This is a genomic window from Streptococcus pneumoniae (assembly GCA_040719455.1).
Lineage (GTDB): Bacteria > Bacillota > Bacilli > Lactobacillales > Streptococcaceae > Streptococcus > Streptococcus pneumoniae_G.
Map to the genome: position 1 here is coordinate 1,007,329 of JBFDTN010000001.1, position 21,531 is coordinate 1,028,859.

General features: G+C 41.7%; 16 protein-coding genes. 3 read left to right on the forward strand and 13 right to left on the reverse strand.

The features are described from left to right. Positions 1 to 17: 17 nt before the first annotated feature. From AB1I63_04885 to AB1I63_04900, 4 genes are all read right to left on the reverse strand, one after another. Positions 18 to 983 (reverse strand): S41 family peptidase, encoded by a 966-nt coding sequence (locus tag AB1I63_04885; protein ID MEW4354220.1) that lies wholly within the window; start codon positions 981 to 983, stop codon positions 18 to 20. 116 nt (positions 984 to 1,099) lie between these two features. Further along, a complete protein-coding gene (locus AB1I63_04890; protein MEW4354221.1) occupies positions 1,100 to 2,500 on the reverse strand; it encodes an amino acid permease in 1,401 nt (466 codons plus the stop codon). A 212-nt stretch (positions 2,501 to 2,712) separates the two neighbouring features. Next, positions 2,713 to 3,162, reverse strand: a complete 450-nt coding sequence (locus tag AB1I63_04895) for a DUF2798 domain-containing protein (GenBank protein MEW4354222.1) — start codon at positions 3,160 to 3,162, stop codon at positions 2,713 to 2,715. A 277-nt stretch (positions 3,163 to 3,439) separates the two neighbouring features. After that, a complete protein-coding gene (locus AB1I63_04900; GenBank protein MEW4354223.1) occupies positions 3,440 to 4,459 on the reverse strand; it encodes an IS30 family transposase in 1,020 nt (339 codons plus the stop codon). A gap of 193 nt (positions 4,460 to 4,652) precedes the next feature. Here AB1I63_04900 and AB1I63_04905 point away from each other — a divergent pair, with 193 nt between their 5' ends. Further along, the gene (locus tag AB1I63_04905; protein ID MEW4354224.1) at positions 4,653 to 5,051 is read left to right on the forward strand and encodes a hypothetical protein; all 399 of its coding nucleotides are present in this window, start codon (positions 4,653 to 4,655) and stop codon (positions 5,049 to 5,051) included. 109 nt (positions 5,052 to 5,160) lie between these two features. On the opposite strand, the gene AB1I63_04910 is transcribed toward AB1I63_04905, so the two are convergent. The 6 genes from AB1I63_04910 to AB1I63_04935 all read right to left on the reverse strand — a co-directional run bounded on the left by AB1I63_04910 (position 5,161) and on the right by AB1I63_04935 (position 12,775). Further along, positions 5,161 to 7,149 carry an ABC transporter permease gene (locus AB1I63_04910; GenBank protein MEW4354225.1) on the reverse strand — a complete coding sequence of 663 codons (1,989 nt, stop codon included), beginning with the start codon at positions 7,147 to 7,149 and terminating at the stop codon, positions 5,161 to 5,163. After that, the gene (locus AB1I63_04915; GenBank protein ID MEW4354226.1) at positions 7,142 to 7,909 is read right to left on the reverse strand and encodes an ABC transporter ATP-binding protein; all 768 of its coding nucleotides are present in this window, start codon (positions 7,907 to 7,909) and stop codon (positions 7,142 to 7,144) included. Before AB1I63_04915 ends, AB1I63_04910 begins: the two co-directional genes overlap by 8 nt. A 267-nt stretch (positions 7,910 to 8,176) precedes the next feature. After that, positions 8,177 to 10,147, reverse strand: a complete 1,971-nt coding sequence (locus tag AB1I63_04920) for an FtsX-like permease family protein (GenBank protein MEW4354227.1) — start codon at positions 10,145 to 10,147, stop codon at positions 8,177 to 8,179. Positions 10,148 to 10,274: 127 nt separating this feature from the next. Continuing rightward, positions 10,275 to 11,003 (reverse strand): TraX family protein, encoded by a 729-nt coding sequence (locus AB1I63_04925; GenBank protein MEW4354228.1) that lies wholly within the window; start codon positions 11,001 to 11,003, stop codon positions 10,275 to 10,277. Positions 11,004 to 11,124: 121 nt separating this feature from the next. After that, positions 11,125 to 12,105, reverse strand: a complete 981-nt coding sequence (locus AB1I63_04930; protein MEW4354229.1) for a sensor histidine kinase — start codon at positions 12,103 to 12,105, stop codon at positions 11,125 to 11,127. Next, entirely contained in the window at positions 12,098 to 12,775 is a 678-nt protein-coding gene (locus tag AB1I63_04935) for a response regulator transcription factor (GenBank protein MEW4354230.1), read from the reverse strand. Before AB1I63_04935 ends, AB1I63_04930 begins: the two co-directional genes overlap by 8 nt. Before the next feature lie 109 nt (positions 12,776 to 12,884). On the opposite strand from AB1I63_04935, the gene AB1I63_04940 reads away from it, so the two are divergent. Both AB1I63_04940 and AB1I63_04945 read left to right on the forward strand, forming a co-directional pair. Further along, positions 12,885 to 14,030, forward strand: a complete 1,146-nt coding sequence (locus tag AB1I63_04940) for a DUF2974 domain-containing protein (GenBank protein MEW4354231.1) — start codon at positions 12,885 to 12,887, stop codon at positions 14,028 to 14,030. Between the two features lie 78 nt (positions 14,031 to 14,108). Further along, on the forward strand, positions 14,109 to 15,302 hold the full coding sequence (locus AB1I63_04945) for a ferric reductase-like transmembrane domain-containing protein (GenBank protein MEW4354232.1): 1,194 nt from the start codon (positions 14,109 to 14,111) through the stop codon (positions 15,300 to 15,302). Positions 15,303 to 15,340: 38 nt separating this feature from the next. Here AB1I63_04945 and AB1I63_04950 read toward each other — a convergent pair whose 3' ends face one another. The 3 genes from AB1I63_04950 to AB1I63_04960 form a co-directional block, all read right to left on the reverse strand. Then, a complete protein-coding gene (locus AB1I63_04950) occupies positions 15,341 to 17,161 on the reverse strand; it encodes a heavy metal translocating P-type ATPase (protein MEW4354233.1) in 1,821 nt (606 codons plus the stop codon). A gap of 580 nt (positions 17,162 to 17,741) precedes the next feature. Further along, positions 17,742 to 18,248, reverse strand: coding sequence for a DUF2785 domain-containing protein (locus AB1I63_04955; protein MEW4354234.1), 507 nt, complete (start codon positions 18,246 to 18,248; stop codon positions 17,742 to 17,744). Between the two features lie 61 nt (positions 18,249 to 18,309). Continuing rightward, positions 18,310 to 21,006: a cation-translocating P-type ATPase gene (locus AB1I63_04960; GenBank protein ID MEW4354235.1), complete on the reverse strand. Its 2,697-nt coding sequence runs from the start codon at positions 21,004 to 21,006 to the stop codon at positions 18,310 to 18,312. Positions 21,007 to 21,531: the final 525 nt, after the last annotated feature.

Here is a 21,531-nt window from a genome sequence, read left to right on the forward strand (position 1 = left end):
GACTGGCTTGTCCCACCTCATTTCTCCATCTGCTCTTCTAACCATTTTTTCGCATCTTCCATGGGGTGTTCAGTTGCTACATTTGGCTGCAAGGATTGATTTTCATAGATTTGTCCCTTATAATCTCGGATTCGTCCTGTACTTAGGACCAATTCTGCTCCATCATACATAGGATAGGACATGTTAGACGTTGTATAGCCTGCTGTCGCTTGTCCAAAGGTCTTGACATTAGAGAGTTGTTGAAGAGTCAAAATCAAGATTTCAGCTGAGCTAGCTGTTCTTGCGCTAGTCAGGATGGCAATCGGCACTTCTTTCACCATCTGATCATGCTGCTTTCTGAGATTTTTGAGAGTATCAAGATCCACACTAGGAGAACTTAGATTAACGAATGTGATGCTAGAGATGTGCTCTTCATCATAGACAATCTCAAATAAAGTTTTGTCCTTGAGCCAAACACCGAAGCCTGAAACCATCGCATCTAGCCGACCTCCTTGATTATCCCACACATCAAGGACAATCCCTTTCACATCTGGCGATAGCCCCTCTGCCACTTTCTCCACATAAGCCTGTGTTTTTTGATCATCTCCTGAAAATGACGGCAAAGTTAGATAGAGAATTCCTCCTTCTTTTCGCACTTCAGGTAGCTGGCTCTCCTGTGTTCGTAGATGTTTGATTTCCTCTGGAGTGTAAAAGTGAGAATGCTTCCCACCAGCTTTCTGAGCTAATTCTTTCAGCAAGGGATAGGTCTCGTCATAGCTGGTCATCTTGCTGAATGCCTCTCGTGCAAGTTCTTTTTCTTGCTCAAATTTCTCATCTGCGTACAAGCCAAAATGCATCCGAGACAGAGCACTATCTGCATACTGCTCAGCACTTGGTGGCAAAATCGTCACCCCATAGCGAGGAGCTAGATAGAAAAATATTCCTAGTAAAGCTAAGCACAAAACCGCAATCACTACTAAACAGCCACCGCATCCTTTTTTCATGGTCCTACCTCCTTTTGCCTTGATTATAGCTTAAAAAGCAAGGGCATTCCATAACATGAACTTACATTTATTTAGGATTTCTTACAATTTTGTAAGAAAAAAGACCGAGCTTATGCTCAGTCATTTTCTTGATGGACTTCCGAATGATTGTAGCCATAAAAGGCATAAATCAGCGTTCCGATGATGAGGGCAAGCCCGAAAGCTAGCCAAGTATCTGCACTATATTGAGTCATGAAAGACAAGCAGATAACCATGGATAAAATCGGTAAGAACGGCACCAAAGGCGTGCGGAACTGTCCTTCCTTAGGCTCACCTTGATCTCGGCGGAGCTTGATAATCGCATAAGCCAGCATAATCAGATATGCTAAGGTACAGATGTTCAGAAAAGAAGCGATACTTGCAAGTGGGAAAATCCCTGCACAGATGGCAGACGCAACACCAACCAAAATCGTTGCATTTTTTGGAACCTTACTAGTCTTCGTCAATTGCTCAAAAGAACGAGGCAAAAGACCGTCGCGAGCCACACTGTAAATCATCCGAGACAGAGCGTAACTCATGGAAATGCAGACCGTAATTAAGGTCAAGACCGCAACCACAGAAATGTAGTTCGCCGCCCAATCAAGTCCTGCACTACGAAGGGCAAAAGCAACAGCATCTGGGACATTTAGCTTGCTATAATGCACAATCCCCGTCAAGACCAAGGTCACCAAAGCATACAGAATCGTTACAATGCTAAGCGACAAAACAATCCCTTTTGGAATGTTCTTCTGAGGCTCTTTAACTTCATCTACTGCCATTGAAATAGACTCAAAGCCTAAAAAGGCAAAGAACATAATGGACGCACCTCCCATAATACCAGTCTTACCACCATAGATTTGACCAAAGCCAAATGGCGCAAAGTCAGCCCAATTTTCTGGTTTGATGAAAAAGAGACCAGCGATGATAAAGAGGGCAAGAGCTGAAAACTTCAGCAATACCAAGACCGAATTAAAACGTAAGGTTGCTTTAGAATTAAGCAGAACGATACCTGTCACAAAAACCAAGACGAGAATAGGAAGTAAATCCACATAGGTCCCTGCTTGAGGATTAAAAGTACCATTTAAAGCAGTAGGCATGGTCATTCCAAAATTAGCCAACAAGCCTTTTAAATAAGCTGCCCAGCCTGAGGCAACCCCAGATACCGCCGTCATAAACTCCATCATGGTCAACCAAGCAGCTATCCAAGCAGGAAATTCCCCCAACACAGCATAGAGGTAAGAATAAGCACCACCCGTTGCTGGAATGCGTGAAGCAAATTCCGCAAAGAAGAGAGCGGAAATACTAACGCACAATGCGGAAATAATAATCGAGATAATCAGAGCTGGACCTGCATACTGAGCCGCCCCAATCCCTGTAATGGTGAAAATCCCCGTTCCCACCATGGCACCAATACCAAGCACAATCAAATCAAAAATCTTCAGATGTCGCTTCATCTCTGTCCGATCTTGACTGACATCCTTTTTTCTAAAAATATTCATATTCTTCTCCTTTATCGATACATCATTTTACCATAGTTTACGATTTTTGAAAACTAATTTATCTACATTTTTTTGAATAAATAAAAGAAAAATATGACATTTTACATTTTTTAACAGACATTTACAGAAACTCATTGCTACTCGACCTTATCTCTGATTACGCACATTCTTTCATATATAGGCAACTGCTCTATCTTCTTTAGTAAAGCCGTTTATAAATAGGGCAACAATTTTTCAAGTAACAAGCGAGAAATTGGTCCTGCTACAAGAAAGTTCAAGGGCAGAGCCATGACTGCATTGCTCAACCAAGCTCTCAAATAAGTTGCAAGACTTAGGCTGACACCATTAAAGAGTAGACCATAAAGGGACATGAAAGTCACCATAAAGAGCGCCATCGTTCCTGAAATCACAAGGATTTTCTGCCAAATTTTCACTGGTTGAGGCAAGCGATGAAGAAAACCAAAGGCTAATTTTTTCGCCACAGGCCCAACCACAAAGACATCTAAGAGAAAAGCCACGATAAAGGCAGGTACAAATCCAAGAAAGACATGCCCCCAAGAAAACTGACCGACCAAGGTCAAGTTCCAGATACTCATTCCAAACACCATGACACTACACATCAAGATAGTAAACACAATGGATTCTTTTTTCGTTTTCGGCATTGCCATCTCCTTTCTAATCCAAAGTCATGCTATTCTACCATATTTCAAATTTTCTCGTAAGCATTTTTTGAAAGAAAACGTTTTATTGCGTCCTAATACAACATACATTTTACAACAATAACAGTATAATATACAGAATTTTTATTCCTATTGTTGTATAAGTAGTTAAAGATGAAAATTATGATAGAAAGGAAAAAACGGAAACGATATTTTGTAATTTTGCCGAATTGTCAAGTTAAGTGCAACAGTGTCTATCTGATACAAAGTTTAGTGGGCATTAGGCTGCTTGGGCTAGCCCAAGCAGGGTTTTGGCAGACTGATAGCCTAATAATCTTCTTGGTCTCTGGTTGATGGCTGAGGTAGCCGTAGCTAAGCTCTCAGCTGTGATGAATTTGAGCGATTTACCTTTTGGGATAAACTCCCTAAGCAAGCCGTTAAAGTTCTCATTGGTGCCTCGTTCGTGTGAGGAATAGGCATGAGCATAGTACACCTGAACCCCTTCTAATTGACTCAGAGTCGCAAACTCCGCCCCGTTATCCGCTGTGATGGATTTGATGGGGTAATCCTTAAGGAGTTGAGACACGGCTTCGTTCACAAACTCCGCCTTCTTTCCAGCCAGATAGACGGTGATCGCGTAGCGTGTCTTGCGTTCAACCAGGGTCAGGATAGATGGCTCTCCAGCTGTTTTCAATCCAAGGACAGAGTCAATCTCCCAATGTCCAAACTCAGAACGATTATTGATTTCTTCTGGGCGTTCCTCAATGGAAGTCCCCAAATGCTTCTTAGTTGATGTACGCTTCTTGACCTTTGGTTTTAGTCGCACGGCACGAGGTAAGTCAATAGGCTTAACTGCCAGTAATCCTTGATGAATATAGGTGTACATGGTTTTAGTGCTGGGAACTAGCTCATCAGGATTGTCCTGCTTATAGGCATGAATAAAGGTATCGACACTATGAATTCTTGGCTTAGCCAACATGGCCTCCGTAAAGGCGGTTAGGAAAGACTCTGAGACCTTTTCAAGTTTCAGACAGTAAACAGCCTCCCGCCTCTTTTCAGCCAGATTTTGGGCTGTCTCATCGAAATAGTCCTGAAAATAAACGAGTTTACCATTGACTTTCTTGACTTGCTGGACAGAGCCACGCTTAATCTCGCGTGAGATGCTGGAACGGTGAACACCTATTCTACGAGCAATCTCAGCCATGGAATGACCATCAGACAACCAAGCCTGAATTTTCCCTCTCTGACCAGCTGTCAGATGCGTATAAGAACGTTTTGTGGTACAATCAGTAGTGGACATGTTTATCTATCTTTCTATACTTTGTTTAGCAACTTTAGTATATCAGATAAACATGTCTTTTTCTGTTGCACTTCATTTTACAACGGGGGATTTTGTAATTTTTATCTGCTCAATAGTCCTATTTTTATACCAACATCAAGTCAGTTTAAAATAGAAAAGGTGACCACCTGGTGATTAAAGAATAAAAAAACACATGAAACTTAGTATTCTCTTACTTGGCGTTCTCGCTTGTGTGTTTGCTATCCAGCCACTAAGTAGTGATGAACAAATTACTCAAGTAGGAAATCCTCACAGACACGCCCAAGAGATTTCCAATCGGACAGTCCGAGAATTTGCTCTCTTTTGTGAGGAGACCGATACTACTGTCCAAGAAATCTTAGAGTTGGAATACTTCCCACGAGATGGACAGCGGTTTGTCACTCTAGGAAAACATGAACCTCATAAAATTCCTGTCCTTGCTTTTTCTTCTCTTAGAAATAAAGGAATCGTTGCAAGTTTAGATGAAGAGACCTATGATACGAGTGATGAGGCAAACTCCTGTACCTATGAGGAACTCAAAGAACAGCTACTGGCTTGGGATCAAGAACGCTAACAACCATTAACCTGACCACACTTCATGTGATCAGGTTTTTCTTATGTCGTGAATTAAATCAGGGTTAGGCTATTCTTGAGCCTCTTTGATAAACTCTAAGTTCTATATCCTATAAGGCTACAATCTTATGATAGCTTCTTGAGGTGATGAGAAAGACAAAGAGATAGACCACAAAGAAGAATCCACAAGTTCCCACCGTAACAACAAGCATCAAACTGCTATCTAATACACCTAAGATTTGTAAGATCAGACTCAGCATGTGATAGGCAAAAGCCAAATGCACAAAAGCAAAGATGAGCGGGAGGAAAAAGACCGTCAAGACTTGCTTAGAAATGGTTTGTTTGATTTGTTTCTCATCCAAACCAACCTTTTGTAAGATAACAAAGCGTTCTCTATCCTCATAACCTTCAGAGATTTGCTTGTAGTAAATGACAAGTACTGTACCCAGCATAAAGACAAAGGATAAGAAGATACCGATAAAGAAGATACCGCCAATCAAACCATTGATTTGTTCTACTGCATCTGCCTTGACATTGCCATACATATAGGTATAGTCTGGAAGAGTTTGGTTGACTTGATCGATTTTCTCATTATAGGGAGCTGTTAAAGCTAGCTGAGTTTTTGTACTCGCATCGGTATTAAATCCTCCATAAAGATCACGATTCACACTTGCGGTTTCCATAATTGGCGCTAGGACTTGGCTTGGGTCTTGCACCACAAGATAAATCATTTTTTGTACAACAATCGAATATTGATCTGGGATATTTCCGATAATAAAATTGTCCGTTAAGCGCTCCTTAATCTCCAAATCCTGTCCTGCCAAGTTCAAAGACTGGCTATCATCAATTTGGACATTTTTTGTATAAACAGCTGCTTGGTACTTCTCCAAAGAAAGCACCTTTCCTGTCATTTTTTCGTAGTCTGCTGCTGAAATGACAAGTACTGCCTCTTGCGGCAGGGTATTCGTCTCTTCCTTTTTATAAACTTCTAGGTGATTGCCTTTTTGAGCGCGAATCCCCATGGTATAGCTTTCATAGACATCTTGCTTGGTGACAGAAAGATGATGCTCCTTGGCAAAGGCGGCTAAGGTTTCTGAGACCAAACTACGGTCTACTCCATGACCTGTGATGGCAAAATCACGCGGATTTAAGACTTTTTGGTAAAACTCACTACCTGCATAAATATTGATTCCCGCCGTTAAGGTAACCAAGACCATGGTGGATAAAATGGAGATGGTTGCAAGTCCTACCGCATTTTTCTTCATGCGATAGATGAGGTTGGATACTGAAATCATGTTATTGGGCTGATAATAATAATTTTTACGCTTTTTGAGAAACTCAAGGAAAATCGTAATCCCTGCATTAAAGAGGAGATAGGTTCCCAAAATGACTGCCAAAACGGCAAGGAAAAAGACAACAATCGCAGATACAGGATCTGTGACACTAAGAGCAAGGAAATAACCGATCCCAAGAGCGATCACACCAAGCACAGCTTGAAGACCAAGAAAGCGTCCTTTTTTCTCCCCACTAGCTGTTTCTTTAGATAACTGCAAAGGGTTGAAGCGCACCAAGCGCCAGCCATTGATGAGAATCAAAAGATCAAAAATGAGCGCATAGACAATGAATACGATGATGAAAACAGGTAATTGGAAGGTCGAAACCAACTCCACCTGAATTTTCATCAGTTTTAAGAGAAACGCGTAAATCAGCTGGTCAAAGAGAAGACCAATGCCAAGACCGAGAGAAAAGGTGACCACCCCAAAGAGAATCAACTCTTGTAAGGTCATGAGGAAAAGATGCCACTTGGTCATTCCAAGCATCCCATACACTCCCAACTCTTTAGCCCGATTTTTCATGACAAAGCTATTCGCATAAAGGACGATAATCGCCTCGGCAATGGTCACAACGATAATTCCCAGACTCAGCGTAAAGATAATGCTAGATGCTCCCGAAACATCTTGCAAATGAGGATTCAGTGCCAGAGAGATGAACAGATAAGATAATGCTACCGCCAAACAACTAGCTAGAGCAAAGGGATAATAGAGCTTGCGGTTTTTAATGAGATTCGATACCGCCAGCTTACTGGTTAATTTAAACACGATCCTTCACCTCGCTTGCCATCATGGTGAGAGTATCAGAGATTTCTTGGAACATCTGACGCTCGCTCTTTTCACCACGGAAGATTTGATTGTAAAGAATGCCATCTTTGATAAAGAGGACACGCTTCGCGCGGCTCGCTGCTGATGTCGAGTGCGTCACCATGAGAATGGTTTGCCCGCGTCCATTGATGTCATCAAAGACATCTAACAATGCAGCCGAAGATTTGGAATCAAGAGCCCCTGTCGGCTCATCTGCGAGCAGAATCTCTGGCTCTGTGATAATGGCACGCGCCACTGCCACCCGTTGTTTTTGCCCACCAGAGATTTCATAAGGAAATTTTTCTTGTAGGCTGTTAATGCCCAATTCATTGCAGACCACAACTAGCTTTTTCATCATTTCTGTAATCGGACGACGAGACAAAACGAGCGGTAACAGGATATTATCCTTCACAGACAAGGTATCTAATAGGTTAAAATCTTGAAAAACAAAGCCTAACTTTTCTCGACGAAAGCTGGACGCTTCGCTGTTTTTAATCGTGGACATATCGACTTGATTAAGATAAACTCGCCCTTCAGTTGGCTTATCGAGCATAGCTAGGATATTTAAAAGTGTGGATTTCCCAGACCCTGATTCCCCCATGATGGCGACGTATTCACCCTCTTCAATGGTAAAATGAATATCTTTCAAAGCCTCCACTTGATTTCCTTGGAAGCGAGTTTTGTAAATTTTCTTAACGTGTTGAACATCTAGTAATGACATATTTTTCTCCTATTTCTATTTATGAACGCTACATGACCTATTAGTGGCTATATTGCAACCAAAAGTAGTATTTGCTGGATTCATAGCCGAGCTTTAGTTTATCAATTTCTTTTTGAGTAATGGGCTTCTTCTCTTGTTTTCTAAAAAATTTCATGACCTGTCTCCTTTTATGTGATAAATAGCATGGGTGAGTTACCATTACATCCCTATTGTATAAGAAAGAGCAAACGGATTCCATAACTTAAACTTTCATTTTCCTTTTATTTCTTACATTTGTGAAAGAAAAGAACGAGACACAATCGCTTGGTAACTTTTTGAGGTGAGCCAAAAGACCAAGACATAAACAACAAAGAAAATAAGGCAGATAATGACAGTCGTTTGAGCAAGCAAAACTGTATTGGTCGCTCCTAAAGTTGCCACAATCAAGCGAATCATCTTAAAGGCAGCTGCCAAATGTAAAAAGGCAAAGAAAAGCGGTAAGAAGAAAACAGTCAAAATCTGCCGACGAATGGTTGCCTTGGTTACTTTCTCATCCAAGCCCACTTTTTGTAAAATGACAAAGTTTTCGCGGTCTTCATAGCCTTCAGAGATCTGCTTGTAGTAGATAACAACCACTGCTCCTAGTAAGAAAACGACGGATAAAAAGACACCGATAAAGAGAAGAGTACCAACTAAGCTACGACTTTCACGCTCGATTTCTGCGCGAACAGACACACCAAGTAAGGAGCTTTCCTCTCTATGAAGAGCAAGTTCTTCTAAAAAAGCTTGATTTTCCTTATCCTTGCTATCTACACTGATATAATGAATATCTCGAAAGCCTTCGCCTAAACTATCCAAATCCTTGACGACGAGCACCAAACTATGACCAAAATAAATCTTACTCTCATTATTTAACTTACCTTGTAAAATATCCTTGGAAGAAAGGGTTTTGATGGTCCAGTCTTTTTGATTGAAAACCAAAGGCTTAGAAGAATCAAGAGTAACGCCTTGTCCAAAGACGAGAACCTCATCATCTGCTAAGGAAGTGGTCTCTCCCGTCCAATCTTGGTAGTCACTTTCAGATACTGCTACGATCATAGCCTCAAAATCATTATCCCCGTTCAATTCACCTCCCACAGACAAGTGATTATCAGACATCTCTTTTAAACCAATCTGCTTGTAAAAAATAGAGGTAAACTGCGGATTTGCTAAATCTGCCTTTTTAGCACTCTCTTTTACAAGATCAAGAGAAAGCTGAGTTTGTTCTTTTGGTGCATCATAGTGGACGATATTGTAATCATGGGGATAGAGCGTATCCATATAGTCTTTTTGACCAACAAAAATGCTGATGGAGCCTGTCAGAGTGACCAAAAGCATGGTTGATACAATCGAAATCGTGGCAAGCCCTGCTGCATTTTTGCGCATCCGTGCTGTTAGATTCGATACCGAAATCATATGTGTCGGCTGAGCATAATAGGACTTGCGCTCTTTCAACCATTGTAAAAAGGTAATCGTTCCTGCATTAAAGAGGAGATAAGACGCTGCAATGACCAAAAGCACGGCTAAAAAGAAATAAGGAATAGCGACCACAGGCTTGGTCACCGTAAGAGCAATGAAGTAAGCTATCCCAAGTAAGAACAAACCAAGCACCGTCTGCACGCCCAAAAATCGCCCTTTCTTTTCCCCTGCCTTCTTTTCCTTTAGTAGAGCAAGCGAGCTATATCGAAAGAGTCGCAGGCTATTGATTCCCACAATGACCAAGAAAATCACACCTAAGGTGGCTAAGGTCGTTCGAACACTACTCCACTGAAAGACAGATACAATCACAACAGGCATCGCCATGATTTTCAGCAACAAGGCAAAGAGGAGCTTGTCCAACAGCAGTCCAAATCCTAATCCTATACCAACTGTCCCTAAGAAAAACAAGAACAATTCCACAAAAGTCATGATGAGCAAATGCTGTCGCTCCATGCCAAGAATGCTGTACAAACCAAGCTCTCTGGAGCGATTTTTCATGACAAAGCTATTGGCATAAACCACCAAGATTAAAACCGCTAGCTGAATGACCCAAATCCCAAATTGCAGGACCGCTCGAGCTGGAGCACCTCCATAGCTTTCCTCTAAACGTGGACTATAAGCCAAGGCGACAAATATATATAAAATAGCCGTCGCAATGATGGTTGCGCAGGCAAATGGCACATAAAGCTTGCGATTTTTAATGAGATTTGACACCGCTAGCTTACTGGTTAATGAAAACATAGGACTCCCTCACTTTCTAGCTCCTAAGCTTCTAAAACTATATAAATTTATTCTATAAAAAATGAAAGGATCTATCCATAACATATCCTTTCATTTTTCTATGAAATCTTACAATTTTGTAAGAAAGTTAAGAAACAAAGTAGGCAAGTAAGGCAATCAACCAGAGATGTAAGGGATAAAAGACGTAAAAGAAATACTTACTCCAAAAACTCACCTTGCCACGTTCTCCATTATACAAGTATAAAAATGGAAAAACACTGATAAAAGCCCAATCCGAATTATAAACCAACATTTGCAGCGTCTCTTGCCAAGTCGGATAAATCACGATACTCATACTGAACAAAACAACCGTTAACAAGAGATACCAAGCATTTCTCTTTTTTACATTGTTTCTACAAAGATAACTAATCAGCATAAATGGAATCAGAACTAAGCCGCCTTCTGTAAAGAGTAGTCCCACTACACATACTAAGATTCCTCCCACATAAGACCAAATGGTTGAAGAATCAAACCAGCATTTCAAAAGCAAGACACCACAAGCGAGGGTTAAGAAAATATTATTCTCAACAAGCAAGCCCTTGCTGACCAAGAATAGATTGAGCACACTATTTCCTGCCCACATCAAAGCTCCCCATGTGAGTAATCGCCGAATATAGAGCCAGCGATTTCGAGTATAGATAAAACCCTCTACTGCTGCAAAGGCAAACCAAGCAGCAACAGGACGGGTTAGAAGATGTAACAGTCCAGTCCAGTCGCTATTGACCAAACCTGGGATTGTCGTAATATGGTCAAAGACCATCAGAACAGCCATTCCTAATTTTAATTGCAAAGCATTCAAACCATATTTTTCTTGCATCATTCACTCCTTTAACGAGATTGGTTGCTTGAGCAACATCTTTAATATATCAAAAGTTAGAGAGTAAATCCATGCTTTTTTCTTACAATGTCTCTTCTTTTCTTACAATTTTGTAAGACAGTTAATCAAACACCAGACGATGTTTCGAAAAAGAAATCATGACCGTGGTTCCTTGACCAAGGCTTGATGTCAGATACAGTTCATGACCCAGGCTTTCTGCTATTTTCTTAGACAAATACAAACCCAAACCAGATGATTGTTGGGTCAAACGTCCATTATAGCCTGAAAATCCACGCTCAAAAACGCGTAAAATATCGCTGTTTTGAATACCAATCCCTGTATCTTTGAGGTATAAAATCCCATCCTCAAAATAAATCTCAATACCGCCTTCTCTGGTATATTTAAGGCTATTGGATAGTATTTGCTCCAAAATCACCACAAACCATTTTTTATCCGTCACCACACGCGCATCCAAGTCATGCAAATCAAGCGACAAGCCTTGTCGGATGAAAAAAAGAGCGTATTTTTTCACGACTTCCTTGACCATGGACTCTAAGTTTTCCTGCTCAACGACCAAATCATCATGAAAACTCTCTAAGCGTAAATATTGAAGCACCAAATTAGTATAAGAATCAATCTTAAACAACTCCTGCTCCATCTGAGCTTTCAAATCCCGATTGTCCATCGATTGGACTAAGAGCTGACTTGCCGCAATCGGCGTCTTAATCTGATGCACCCAAAGCGTATAGTAATCCAGTAAATCGCTTCGCTTTTTTTGCTCTTCAAGCTGAAGCAACTTTTTTTCTTCTTCGACATGAGTGAGTCTTTTAGACAACAAGGCTTCCATAGGGGAGGTTTCTTTCCATTCTTGATACAGAGCGTATTTGCGAAAACGCTGATAAGCATGCACCAAATCTACCAAGCCAAACATCACAAGTAAAACGGTTAGAATCAGCAACAGATAACCTAAAACATCTCTGCTATTTTCAAATAAATAGAGAAAAATCCCAAAGCTAACATAGACGAAGGCTAGATAGAGCGCTGCATGTCCACATTTTTTCAAATAGGCGTGAACAAAGAGCCGTCTTTCCTCTCTAGTCATGGCGAAGTCCGTATCCTATCCCTTTTTTGGTCTTAATAAACTGAGCTAGACCGTACTCTTCTAATTTCTTACGCAAGCGAGCAACATTGACTGATAAGGTATTGTCATCAATGAAAAAATCACTATTCCACAGCTCTTTCATCAAATCATCTCTAGCTACAATCTCTCCCCTGTGCTCAAATAACACGCGCAAAATATGAAATTCATTCTTGGTCAGCGAAATCGTCTCTCCCTCATAGACCATATCCATAGATTTAAGATTTAAAATCGCCCCCGCATACTCTAAAAGGCTCGTATCTTGTCCAAATTCATAAGAACGACGCAAAAGCCCTTGAACCTTTGCCAAGAGAACGTTCGTATCAAAAGGCTTGGTCACAAAGTCATCTGCTCCCATGTTAATCGCCATAACAATATCCATGGCTTGATCTCGTGAGGACAAAAACATAATCGGAACCTTAGAAATCTTGCGAATTTCCTGGCACCAATGATAGCCATTAAACAAAGGAAGACCGATATCCATCAAGACCAAATGGGGCTGTTCATTGACAAACATCGTCAATACCTCCATGAAATCTTCTACCGCAATCACTTCAAATCCCCACTGGGTGAGTATTTTCTTGACTTCTTGGCGAATGACGCCGTCATCTTCGACCAATAATATCTTATGCATGGCAATCCTCTTTCTTTTTTCTTCCTCTATTATAGCAAAGCAAAAAGGATTTATGCTATACTAAATAAAAAGTTTATCCTATTTATGGAGGAAGATGTAAAAAGATAGCATGAAAAATATTTTTAACTACCTAGAAGAGGTGCAATACGACCATATTTACGATTCAGAGTTCAACGCTCTTGACCTCTTGATTTTGACAGAATTATCCTACTTGGATTTGAAAGAGCTAGTTCCTAGCGAACTCGATAAAGAAATCCGCTTATCAGAGCTAAAGCATTACCAGCATGATGAAGCTTCTATTATTCAAACAAAAAACCGTGTGCAGTTGCTACAAACAGCAGCTAGGACCAAACGCTATAAAAATCTCAAACTCTTTGCCTTTGAAGAAGAGTCGGACATGGAAGCTGAGCAACAATTTGCAGCGCTGACCTACAAGATAAAAACAGATACTTTTGTCATTGCCTTTCGAGGAACAGATGATTCGATTATCGGCTGGAAAGAGGATTTCCACATGACCTACATGGAACAAGTCCCAGCTCAAAAGACCGCAACTAGCTATGTGGAAAAAATCATGGCAGCCTATCCACAAGGGCGTTTCATTCTCACTGGACACTCCAAGGGAGGAAACCTTGCCACCTATGCCGCAAGTCAAATTGCACCGTCCTTACAAGACAAAATCGACGCTATTTACAGCTTTGATGCCCCTGGGCTCAACCGCTCTGTTATCCAATCAAAAGGATACGAAGCCATTTCTCACCTCATCAAGCGCTATATTCCACAAGGTTCCTTGATAGGCATGATGTTAGAAGTCCCTGAGCAAGCACGCATTGTCAAAAGCAAAGCAATTGGTGGTATTGCTCAGCATGATACCTTTTCTTGGGTGGTGGAAGAACGGCAATTCCTACTCCTTGACACCCTCAATCCCGATAGTATCCAAATGGACCAAACTTTGAAAAATTGGGTTGACAGTGTCTCTGACGAAGAATTAAAGGCCTTTTTCGATGTCTTTTTCGGCTTAATTTTAGATGCAGATATCACTTCTATCGATCAGCTCTTTAAGGCTTCTGAACTAAAAAAGGTATCTCAAGTTCTTGAAAATGCCAAGGCCTTACCAGATGAGCAAAAAGAAATGTTAGAACGCCTGATTCAACTACTGATTTCCATGCGCTACCAAGCTTTCTTAGACTCCTTTAAATCTCTTACATTTCCTTCTTTCTTTGGAAAAGACGACAAAGAACAGTCATCATCAAATTGATACAAGCATGTCAGTTGACAGATTTTCTGCTTCTCTGTTAGAATAAAGAATATTACAATGAAGGAGTATTCTACCGTGATCAAATCACTCAACGGCATCGCCCTTATATTCTTTAGTCTTCTACTGACCATTCTAGCTTGGTTGAATGCTGGTTTTAGTCAGTTTCTCATTCCAGGACTTGCTTTGACCAGTCTTTCTCTGACCTTCTTGCTCTCGACTCGTGCAGCTTTTTTAGAAAAGCTCTTTCACGGGATTGAGAAGATGTACTTTTTCCACAAGGTCATGGCAACCTTTTCCCTACTTCTTTTAGTATTTCACAATCTAGCCATGGGTGGGCTTTGGGGCTCTCACTTGGCAGCTCAGTTGGGAAATATCGCTATTTATCTCTTTTTGAGCATTATTTTAGTGGCTTACTTTGGAAAATTTCTTAAATATGAAAGCTGGCGCATGATTCACCGCTTGGTTTATCTGGCTTATATCTTCGGGCTTTTACATGCCTACATGATTTTAGGAGGTGTTCTGCTACAACCTAGTTTTTTAGGCTTGGTCGTAGGTGGTTTTGCCCTCATCGGTCTTGCTTCTGGCTTTTACATCATGTTCCTCTACCAACAGATCGGCTTTAAATATAAAGGACACATCAAAGCTATTCACAAGCTCAATCATGACACCCTTGATATTCAAATCGAGCTTGATCAACCTTTTCATTACCACTATGGGCAATTCGCCTTTGTGAAAATCTTCCAAAAAGGCTTAGAAAAAGCGCCTCACCCATTTTCAATCTCTGGTGGAAGTGGCAATATTGTCTATTTCACTGTCAAAGCCTCTGGTGATTACACCAAGAAGTTATATAATCAGCTAGCACTGGGCACGCCTGTCAAAATCGACCGTGCTTATGGGCACATGAAACTAGACCAAGGTCGTAGCCAACACATCTGGGTTGCTGGTGGAATTGGGATCACCCCATTTCTATCGTACATTCGAGAAAATCCAACCCTCAAAAAGCCAGTCGCTCTCTACTATGCTTACACTGGAGCTGAAAATGCCGTTCATGTGGATTTGCTAAAGAGCTACCAAGCTAAAAATCCCCTCTTTGAACTTCATCTCGCAGATAGCAAAGTAGATGGGTACTTAGATTTCAGCAACCACAAGATTCCATCAAATACCACCATTTTCATGTGTGGTCCTGCTCCGATGATGGCAGTACTTGCCAAAACCTTCAAGCAAGTGAATCCTTTAGCTGAATTGGTCTATGAAGGCTTCAAATTCAAATAAACGAAAATACCTGTGGATAAATTTCCACAGGTATTTTTTCATCTCTTAAACGTTAGCAAGCGAAGACCGTTTACAATGACTAAAATCGTTGAGATTTCATGGAAAAAGACACCCTGCGTCAGATCAAGTAGCCCTAAGATATTCAACATAATCAAGGTCACAATCACAGCGATGGAAAAGAAGATATTCATGCGCGTGATTTTGCCGTACTCCTTACTGAGATGGTAGAGGAGTGAAATCTTTTCCAGATGATTGTGGGTGATAATGACATCACTCACATCCATCGCAATATCAACTCCACCACCCATAGCAATACTCAAATCAGCATGTGCCAAAATCGGTGCATCGTTAATCCCATCGCCAATCATCGCAACCACTGCTTGCTCTCCTTTCTCCTGATTCAAATAAGTCAGCTTATCTTCTGGCATACAGCCTGCCTGATAGTGCTGAATCCCTAGCTGTTGAGCTGCAAAAACAGCTGCATTTTCTCGATCTCCTGTCAACATCACCACCTTGACGCCTGCTTGTGCAAAATCCTGCACCATTCCTTTAGCATCTGGGCGAACAGTGTCCACCAGCTCTATATAGCCGACAATGGCTTGATGATGGGCAATAAATAAAAGTGTTCCTTGACTCTCTCTTTTCAAATAGCCATATTGATCCGTAAATTCCTTAACCAAGGCTTGATTGCCCACATATATCTCCTCCATGCGCAAGCCTTGTCCTGCGATTTCCTCCACAGTCTCAAAGAAGCCTTGATAAGCTTGATCACCTTCCTTAAAATGAGCCAATAAGGCTTTTGCCAATGGATGCGAGGATTGACGTTCCATATAGCAAATCATCGGCAGCAATTCAGGCTCATCTAAATGACATGCATAAACCTGAAACTCTCCCTTGGTCAGCGTTCCAGTCTTATCTGAGCATAGTACCGTCAGCTGACGCATCTTATCTAAGCTGTCTCCATTTTTGATGAGAATACCATTCTTTGCCCCAAAGCTCATAGAACTCAGCATCGCTGGCGTAATCGAAGCAATCAAGGCACAGGGACTTGCTACCGTGAGCAAAATCATTCCTCTGTAAAAGGCTTGGGAAAAGCTCAACTGCTGAAATAGCATGAGACAACTCACAAACACCACAACCGTTATCAGAACAGCAATCACATAAGCCTTTTGCATATGGTGAATCACTTGGTCGCGCTTGCTTCTTGTTTCAGTGGCTTCCTGTACTAAGTCTAAGATACGAGAAAAAACACTCTCATCACTGGTCTTTGTCACCTCATAGATACTTGCCTCACCTAGATTTAAAGTCCCCGCAAAAACCTCATCTCCAATTTCCTTAGAAACAGGGATACTTTCACCTGTCAACAGACTTTCATCGACTAACATGGCTTCCTTGGCGCATCCGTCAAGACTAATTTTCTCCCCCTTTTTCACGAGAATCGTCTCTCCTTTTTGAATCTCATCCAGAGCACAAACGACAGTTGCACCATCTTCTCTCACCACCGTTGCCTGCTGAGGTATTTGACTCATCAAACTTTCCATAGTTTTTAGAGATTTTTGATAGACATAGTCTTCTAAGATTTCTGAACCTGCAAAAATGAACAAGAGGATTGCTGCTTCATGAAAAGCCCCTATCAGCATCGCCCCAAGTGCAGATATAATCATCAAAAAATCCACCTGCAAATCCCTTGTCTCTAGCATTTCAAAGACAACATCTTTGGCAATAGGATAGCCTAATAAGAAAATGGATACAAAGAGAACAGAAACACTCCACACATTCTCAAAGTAATCCAACACCAAGCCCAGTCCCAATAAGAGACTACCTCCTACAAATAAGATTCCTTGTTTTGTCTTGAACATCTTCATTTTCTTTCTCCTTTCTGATGTTTATAGTCATTTAGTTTTAATTTATTACGCCGTTACCTCGTCTTGCCTAACTCCAATTATGCCTGCGACTCGTTGCCTCGTACTAAATCAAAACTAAACAACTATATTAACAAAAAAGAGCACACCTGTGGACAGTTCGTACTGTCTCACAGATATGCTCAGTAAATCCTAAACCATACTCTGCTGTCTAAACACTTATAGACCCGGCTACACAAATCTCTTTGCTACTTGTTCATATTCATCATTTGGTTACAATATTAGTATAACTAATTTTTTGTACTTTGTCAAGAATTTTTAAAACAAATATAAAAAATTCTGAGAAAAATCTCACCATAGCCAGACGAAATTCACCTTGAAAGCATCTGAACCCTGCTCTCTTACATGCCAATATGTTGAATGGTTGTTTTTAATACCTCTGAAAGTAATTGTTCCTTATCTAAGCATAGGTAGATTTCTAGTAAGCAAGACCGCATGGCTGAAAAACGGTAACAATCAAGATTGGTTTCGAGTGGAAAATAGAGCGATTCGATCCAATTGGATACACTTTTGTCATCTAAATGTCCACATTTGATTCCCTCATAGATGACGCGCGCCAAGCGCCATTCCTCATCGTCCACAAAACGCTGCGCTGAGGCAAACGCTTAAAAATTGCGGTCAGAAAGGGAAAAATCTGCTCCCAATCTTCTTGTTCAAAGTAGGGATGGCAGACCAGAGCTACCAACAAATCCGCCCCGTGAGCAACAGCATGAACCCAGCCATGGTCTTGTAAATAGCCTGTAAAATCCTGCTCCTTTGCTAGATAATCGTAGGTTTTCTGGCAAATCGTCTGATAGGCTTCCTTTGACAAGAGCTGAACATAAGGACTGTCCGGTAAGTTGCTGACTTCTACAAGATGTCCCAAGAGTAAGGCTGTAAAGGACCGCGTCAAAGTCGGAAGCCCAATCTCGTCTATCTTGTAGAGCAGAGAGTCCCTCCGCAAACTCTCCTCCAATAACAATTGAAATTGCTCCCTCGTAAACAAACCTTCAAACAAGCCCCGCCCTAGACTATTGTAAACCAAGCCATCTCGAATCTCACCTTAAGGAAAAGCCACCCTTTCAGGCGGCTTTTCAAAAAATTGTTTAAATCGCGTTCTTATCCATGCCTAATTTCCGTTGGACGAACTTGACAATTTCTACAATGATAATCATAGAGAAACTTCCGATGAGGACGACACCCCATTGGCTGAGGTCAAGATGGGTCACGTGGAAAATTGCTTCTAGTGGCTCAATCACAATCGTTGCAGCCAGAAGAATGAAGGATACAAGGATAGACCAGTTGAAGGTCTTAGACTTGAATGGACCAACTGTCAAGATTGACTGGTAAACAGACTTGACGTTGTAAGCATGGAAGAGCTGAATCAAGCCAAGGGTTGCAAATGCCATGGTAAGTGCGTCTGCATGAATGGCTTTCATATCACCCACATGGACTGGATTTGCAATAGCATAACCGTAGACTCCAAGTACCAAGGCACCTTGTAGCAGACCTTGATAAATGATAGAGCTCATGACACCGCCTGAGAAGAAGCTTGACTTGCGTCCACGAGGTTTGTGGCTCATGACACCAGGTTCAGCTGGCTCAACACCGAGCGCAATCGCTGGGAAGGTATCGGTTACCAAGTTAATCCACAAGAGGTGGACAGGCTGTAGTACATCCCAACCAAAGAGGGTCGCAAGGAAGATGGTCAAGACCTCAGCAGTATTTGCTGAAAGGAGGTATTGAATGGTTTTTTGGATATTAGAGAAGACCTTCCGTCCTTCTTCTACGGCTACGATAATGGTTGCAAAGTTGTCATCGGCAAGGACCATATCAGAGGCACCTTTTGATACTTCTGTACCTGTAATTCCCATACCGATACCGATGTCGGCTGTTTTCAGAGCTGGAGCGTCATTTACCCCGTCTCCTGTCATGGCAACGACCTTACCTTGGTTTTGCCATGCTTTGACGATACGCACCTTATGCTCAGGTGACACACGGGCATAAACAGAGTATTGACCAACGACTTTTTCAAATTCTTCATCGGATAAGTTGTTCAACTCCGCACCTGTCAAAACGTGGTCTTCTGTATCATTTGCTTCGATGATTCCAAGGCGCTTGGCAATCGCTTCTGCTGTATCTTGGTGGTCACCCGTAATCATGATTGGACGGATTCCTGCTTCTTTTGCGACACGAACAGCTTCAGCGGCCTCTGCACGTTCAGGGTCAATCATCCCAATCAAGCCTGTAAAGATCAAGTCGCTTTCAAGCGTTTCCGTCGTGAGTTCTGCTGGAATGCTATCCACAATCTTATAAGCACCAGCAAGGACACGGAGGGCTTGGTGGGCCATTTCAGAGTTGTTTGCTTTGATATCTGCAGCAATCTCATCTGTCATTGGAGTCACAACACCAACCATATCGACCATGGTTGAACGGTGTAAAAGTTGGTCCGGTGCTCCCTTCACTGCCACAAAGAATTTGCCGTCTGGCAATGGGTGAACGGTTGACATGAGCTTACGGTCTGAATCAAATGGCAACTCTGCCACACGGGGATATTGGGCTAGGAAGCCTTTCACATCGTATGCTTTATCAAGTGCGTATTGGATGAAGGCAGTCTCTGTCGGGTCCCCGATCAGTTTTCCATCCGCATCAATCTTGGTATCATTGGCAAGAACAACTGCACCGAGAAGTGGCAAGTCAAGTCCTGCTTCAATCACTTCCTTGGCGTCTGCCAAGTGACCGTTGTAATAAACTTTTTCCACGGTCATCTTGTTCATGGTCAAGGTACCCGTCTTGTCAGATGCGATAATCTCAGTAGAACCAAGTGTTTCCACCGCTGGCAACTTACGGACAATCGAATTACGTTTCGCAAGCACCTGAGTTCCAAGGGACAAGACAATGGTTACGATGGCTGGTAGTCCTTCTGGAATGGCAGCAACTGCAAGGGCAACTGAGGTCAAAAGACCTGTCAATGGATGCTCACCACGGATAAAGACCGCAACGGCAAAGGTGATCGCTGCAATGACCAAAATCACGTAGGTCAAGACTTTTGATAAATTGTTAAGGTTCTGCTTGAGCGGTGTATCGGTTTCATCCGCATCTTGGAGCATCCCTGCGATATGTCCAACTTCAGTAAACATACCCGTGTTTACGACCACACCAAGTCCACGACCGTAGGTCACATTAGAATTTTGGAAGGCCATATTGACACGGTCACCGATCCCTGCATCTTCGGCCAGTGTCACACGGACATCTTTTTCAACTGGTACAGACTCACCTGTCAGCGCTGCTTCTTCAATCTTCAAAGAGTTGGCTTCAAGCAAGCGCATATCTGCTGGTACCACATCCCCTGCCTCAAGGCTAACGATATCACCTGGCACTAATTCTTTGGAATCAATTTCCGTCATATGGCCATCACGCAAGACACGCGCAGCTGGACTAGACATAGATTTCAAAGCTTCGATGGCTTCTTCAGCTTTACCTTCTTGATAAACTCCAAAGATTGCATTAATGATGACCACGGCCAAGATGATAATGGCATCTGCAATATCCTCACCACCTGATGTCACAACGGATAAAATCGCTGCAATCAATAAGATGACAATCATCATATCCTTAAACTGGTCTAGGAATTTAGCGAGAAGCGAGCGTTTTTCGCCCTCTTCTAACTCGTTACGACCGTACGTTTCAAGCCGTTTCTTGGCTTCGCTGCTCGATAAACCTTTTTCGCTCGCATCTAACTCACGCAAGACAAGATCAGCATCTTGGGTGTAAAAAGCTTGTCGCTTTTGTTCTGTTGACATGTTTTTCTCCTTTTCGTCCCTTTTTGAAAACACAAAAAGAGACTTGTTTTATTCAAACAAGTCTCGCTATTTCATACAAGGCCGGAAATTTCTTTCGTATTGACGACCTTGTAACGGATACTTCCGTCAGCTACTCCCTTGATATGTTGACCATTATAGCAAAATTTTCTGGCTTTTGCAAGGAAGTTCTTTCAAATAATGATCTTCTTTACTGCTGAATATACTAATTGTATGTTGCTATTTTCTTAGATAGTGCTGACGCAAGCAACCTCCTATAATTGGATGAGAATCTTGCATATTCCTTGCAGTTTGAAGAAAAAGTCTTTTTAATGCCACAAGCCGTATGTACTTTCGGACATCAGCAACTTCTTTTGGACTAAAATAATCCAGTGGATTATTTTAGCCCAAGCCTAGAAACAAAAGAGCGAGGAAGAAACTAATGCATCCAACCTCGCTACATTTTATAGTTCTAACAGTTTGACGCAGTAGTTTTCTGGTTTGTAGAACGTTGATAAATCCACATTC

Excerpts from the sequence above, each read along its gene's own strand:
- AB1I63_04940 (MEW4354231.1), top strand. The coding sequence starts at position 12,885 with ATGAAAAATATTTTTAACTACCTAGAAGAGGTGCAATACGACCATATT.
- AB1I63_04950 (MEW4354233.1), bottom strand. The coding sequence starts at position 17,161 with ATGTTCAAGACAAAACAAGGAATCTTATTTGTAGGAGGTAGTCTCTTA.
- AB1I63_04885 (MEW4354220.1), bottom strand. The coding sequence starts at position 983 with ATGAAAAAAGGATGCGGTGGCTGTTTAGTAGTGATTGCGGTTTTGTGC.
- AB1I63_04905 (MEW4354224.1), top strand. The coding sequence starts at position 4,653 with ATGAAACTTAGTATTCTCTTACTTGGCGTTCTCGCTTGTGTGTTTGCT.
- AB1I63_04930 (MEW4354229.1), bottom strand. The coding sequence starts at position 12,105 with ATGACTAGAGAGGAAAGACGGCTCTTTGTTCACGCCTATTTGAAAAAA.
- AB1I63_04890 (MEW4354221.1), bottom strand. The coding sequence starts at position 2,500 with ATGAATATTTTTAGAAAAAAGGATGTCAGTCAAGATCGGACAGAGATG.
- AB1I63_04895 (MEW4354222.1), bottom strand. The coding sequence starts at position 3,162 with ATGCCGAAAACGAAAAAAGAATCCATTGTGTTTACTATCTTGATGTGT.
- AB1I63_04925 (MEW4354228.1), bottom strand. The coding sequence starts at position 11,003 with ATGCAAGAAAAATATGGTTTGAATGCTTTGCAATTAAAATTAGGAATG.
- AB1I63_04935 (MEW4354230.1), bottom strand. The coding sequence starts at position 12,775 with ATGCATAAGATATTATTGGTCGAAGATGACGGCGTCATTCGCCAAGAA.
- AB1I63_04915 (MEW4354226.1), bottom strand. The coding sequence starts at position 7,909 with ATGTCATTACTAGATGTTCAACACGTTAAGAAAATTTACAAAACTCGC.
- AB1I63_04960 (MEW4354235.1), bottom strand. The coding sequence starts at position 21,006 with ATGTCAACAGAACAAAAGCGACAAGCTTTTTACACCCAAGATGCTGAT.
- AB1I63_04900 (MEW4354223.1), bottom strand. The coding sequence starts at position 4,459 with ATGTCCACTACTGATTGTACCACAAAACGTTCTTATACGCATCTGACA.
- AB1I63_04920 (MEW4354227.1), bottom strand. The coding sequence starts at position 10,147 with ATGTTTTCATTAACCAGTAAGCTAGCGGTGTCAAATCTCATTAAAAAT.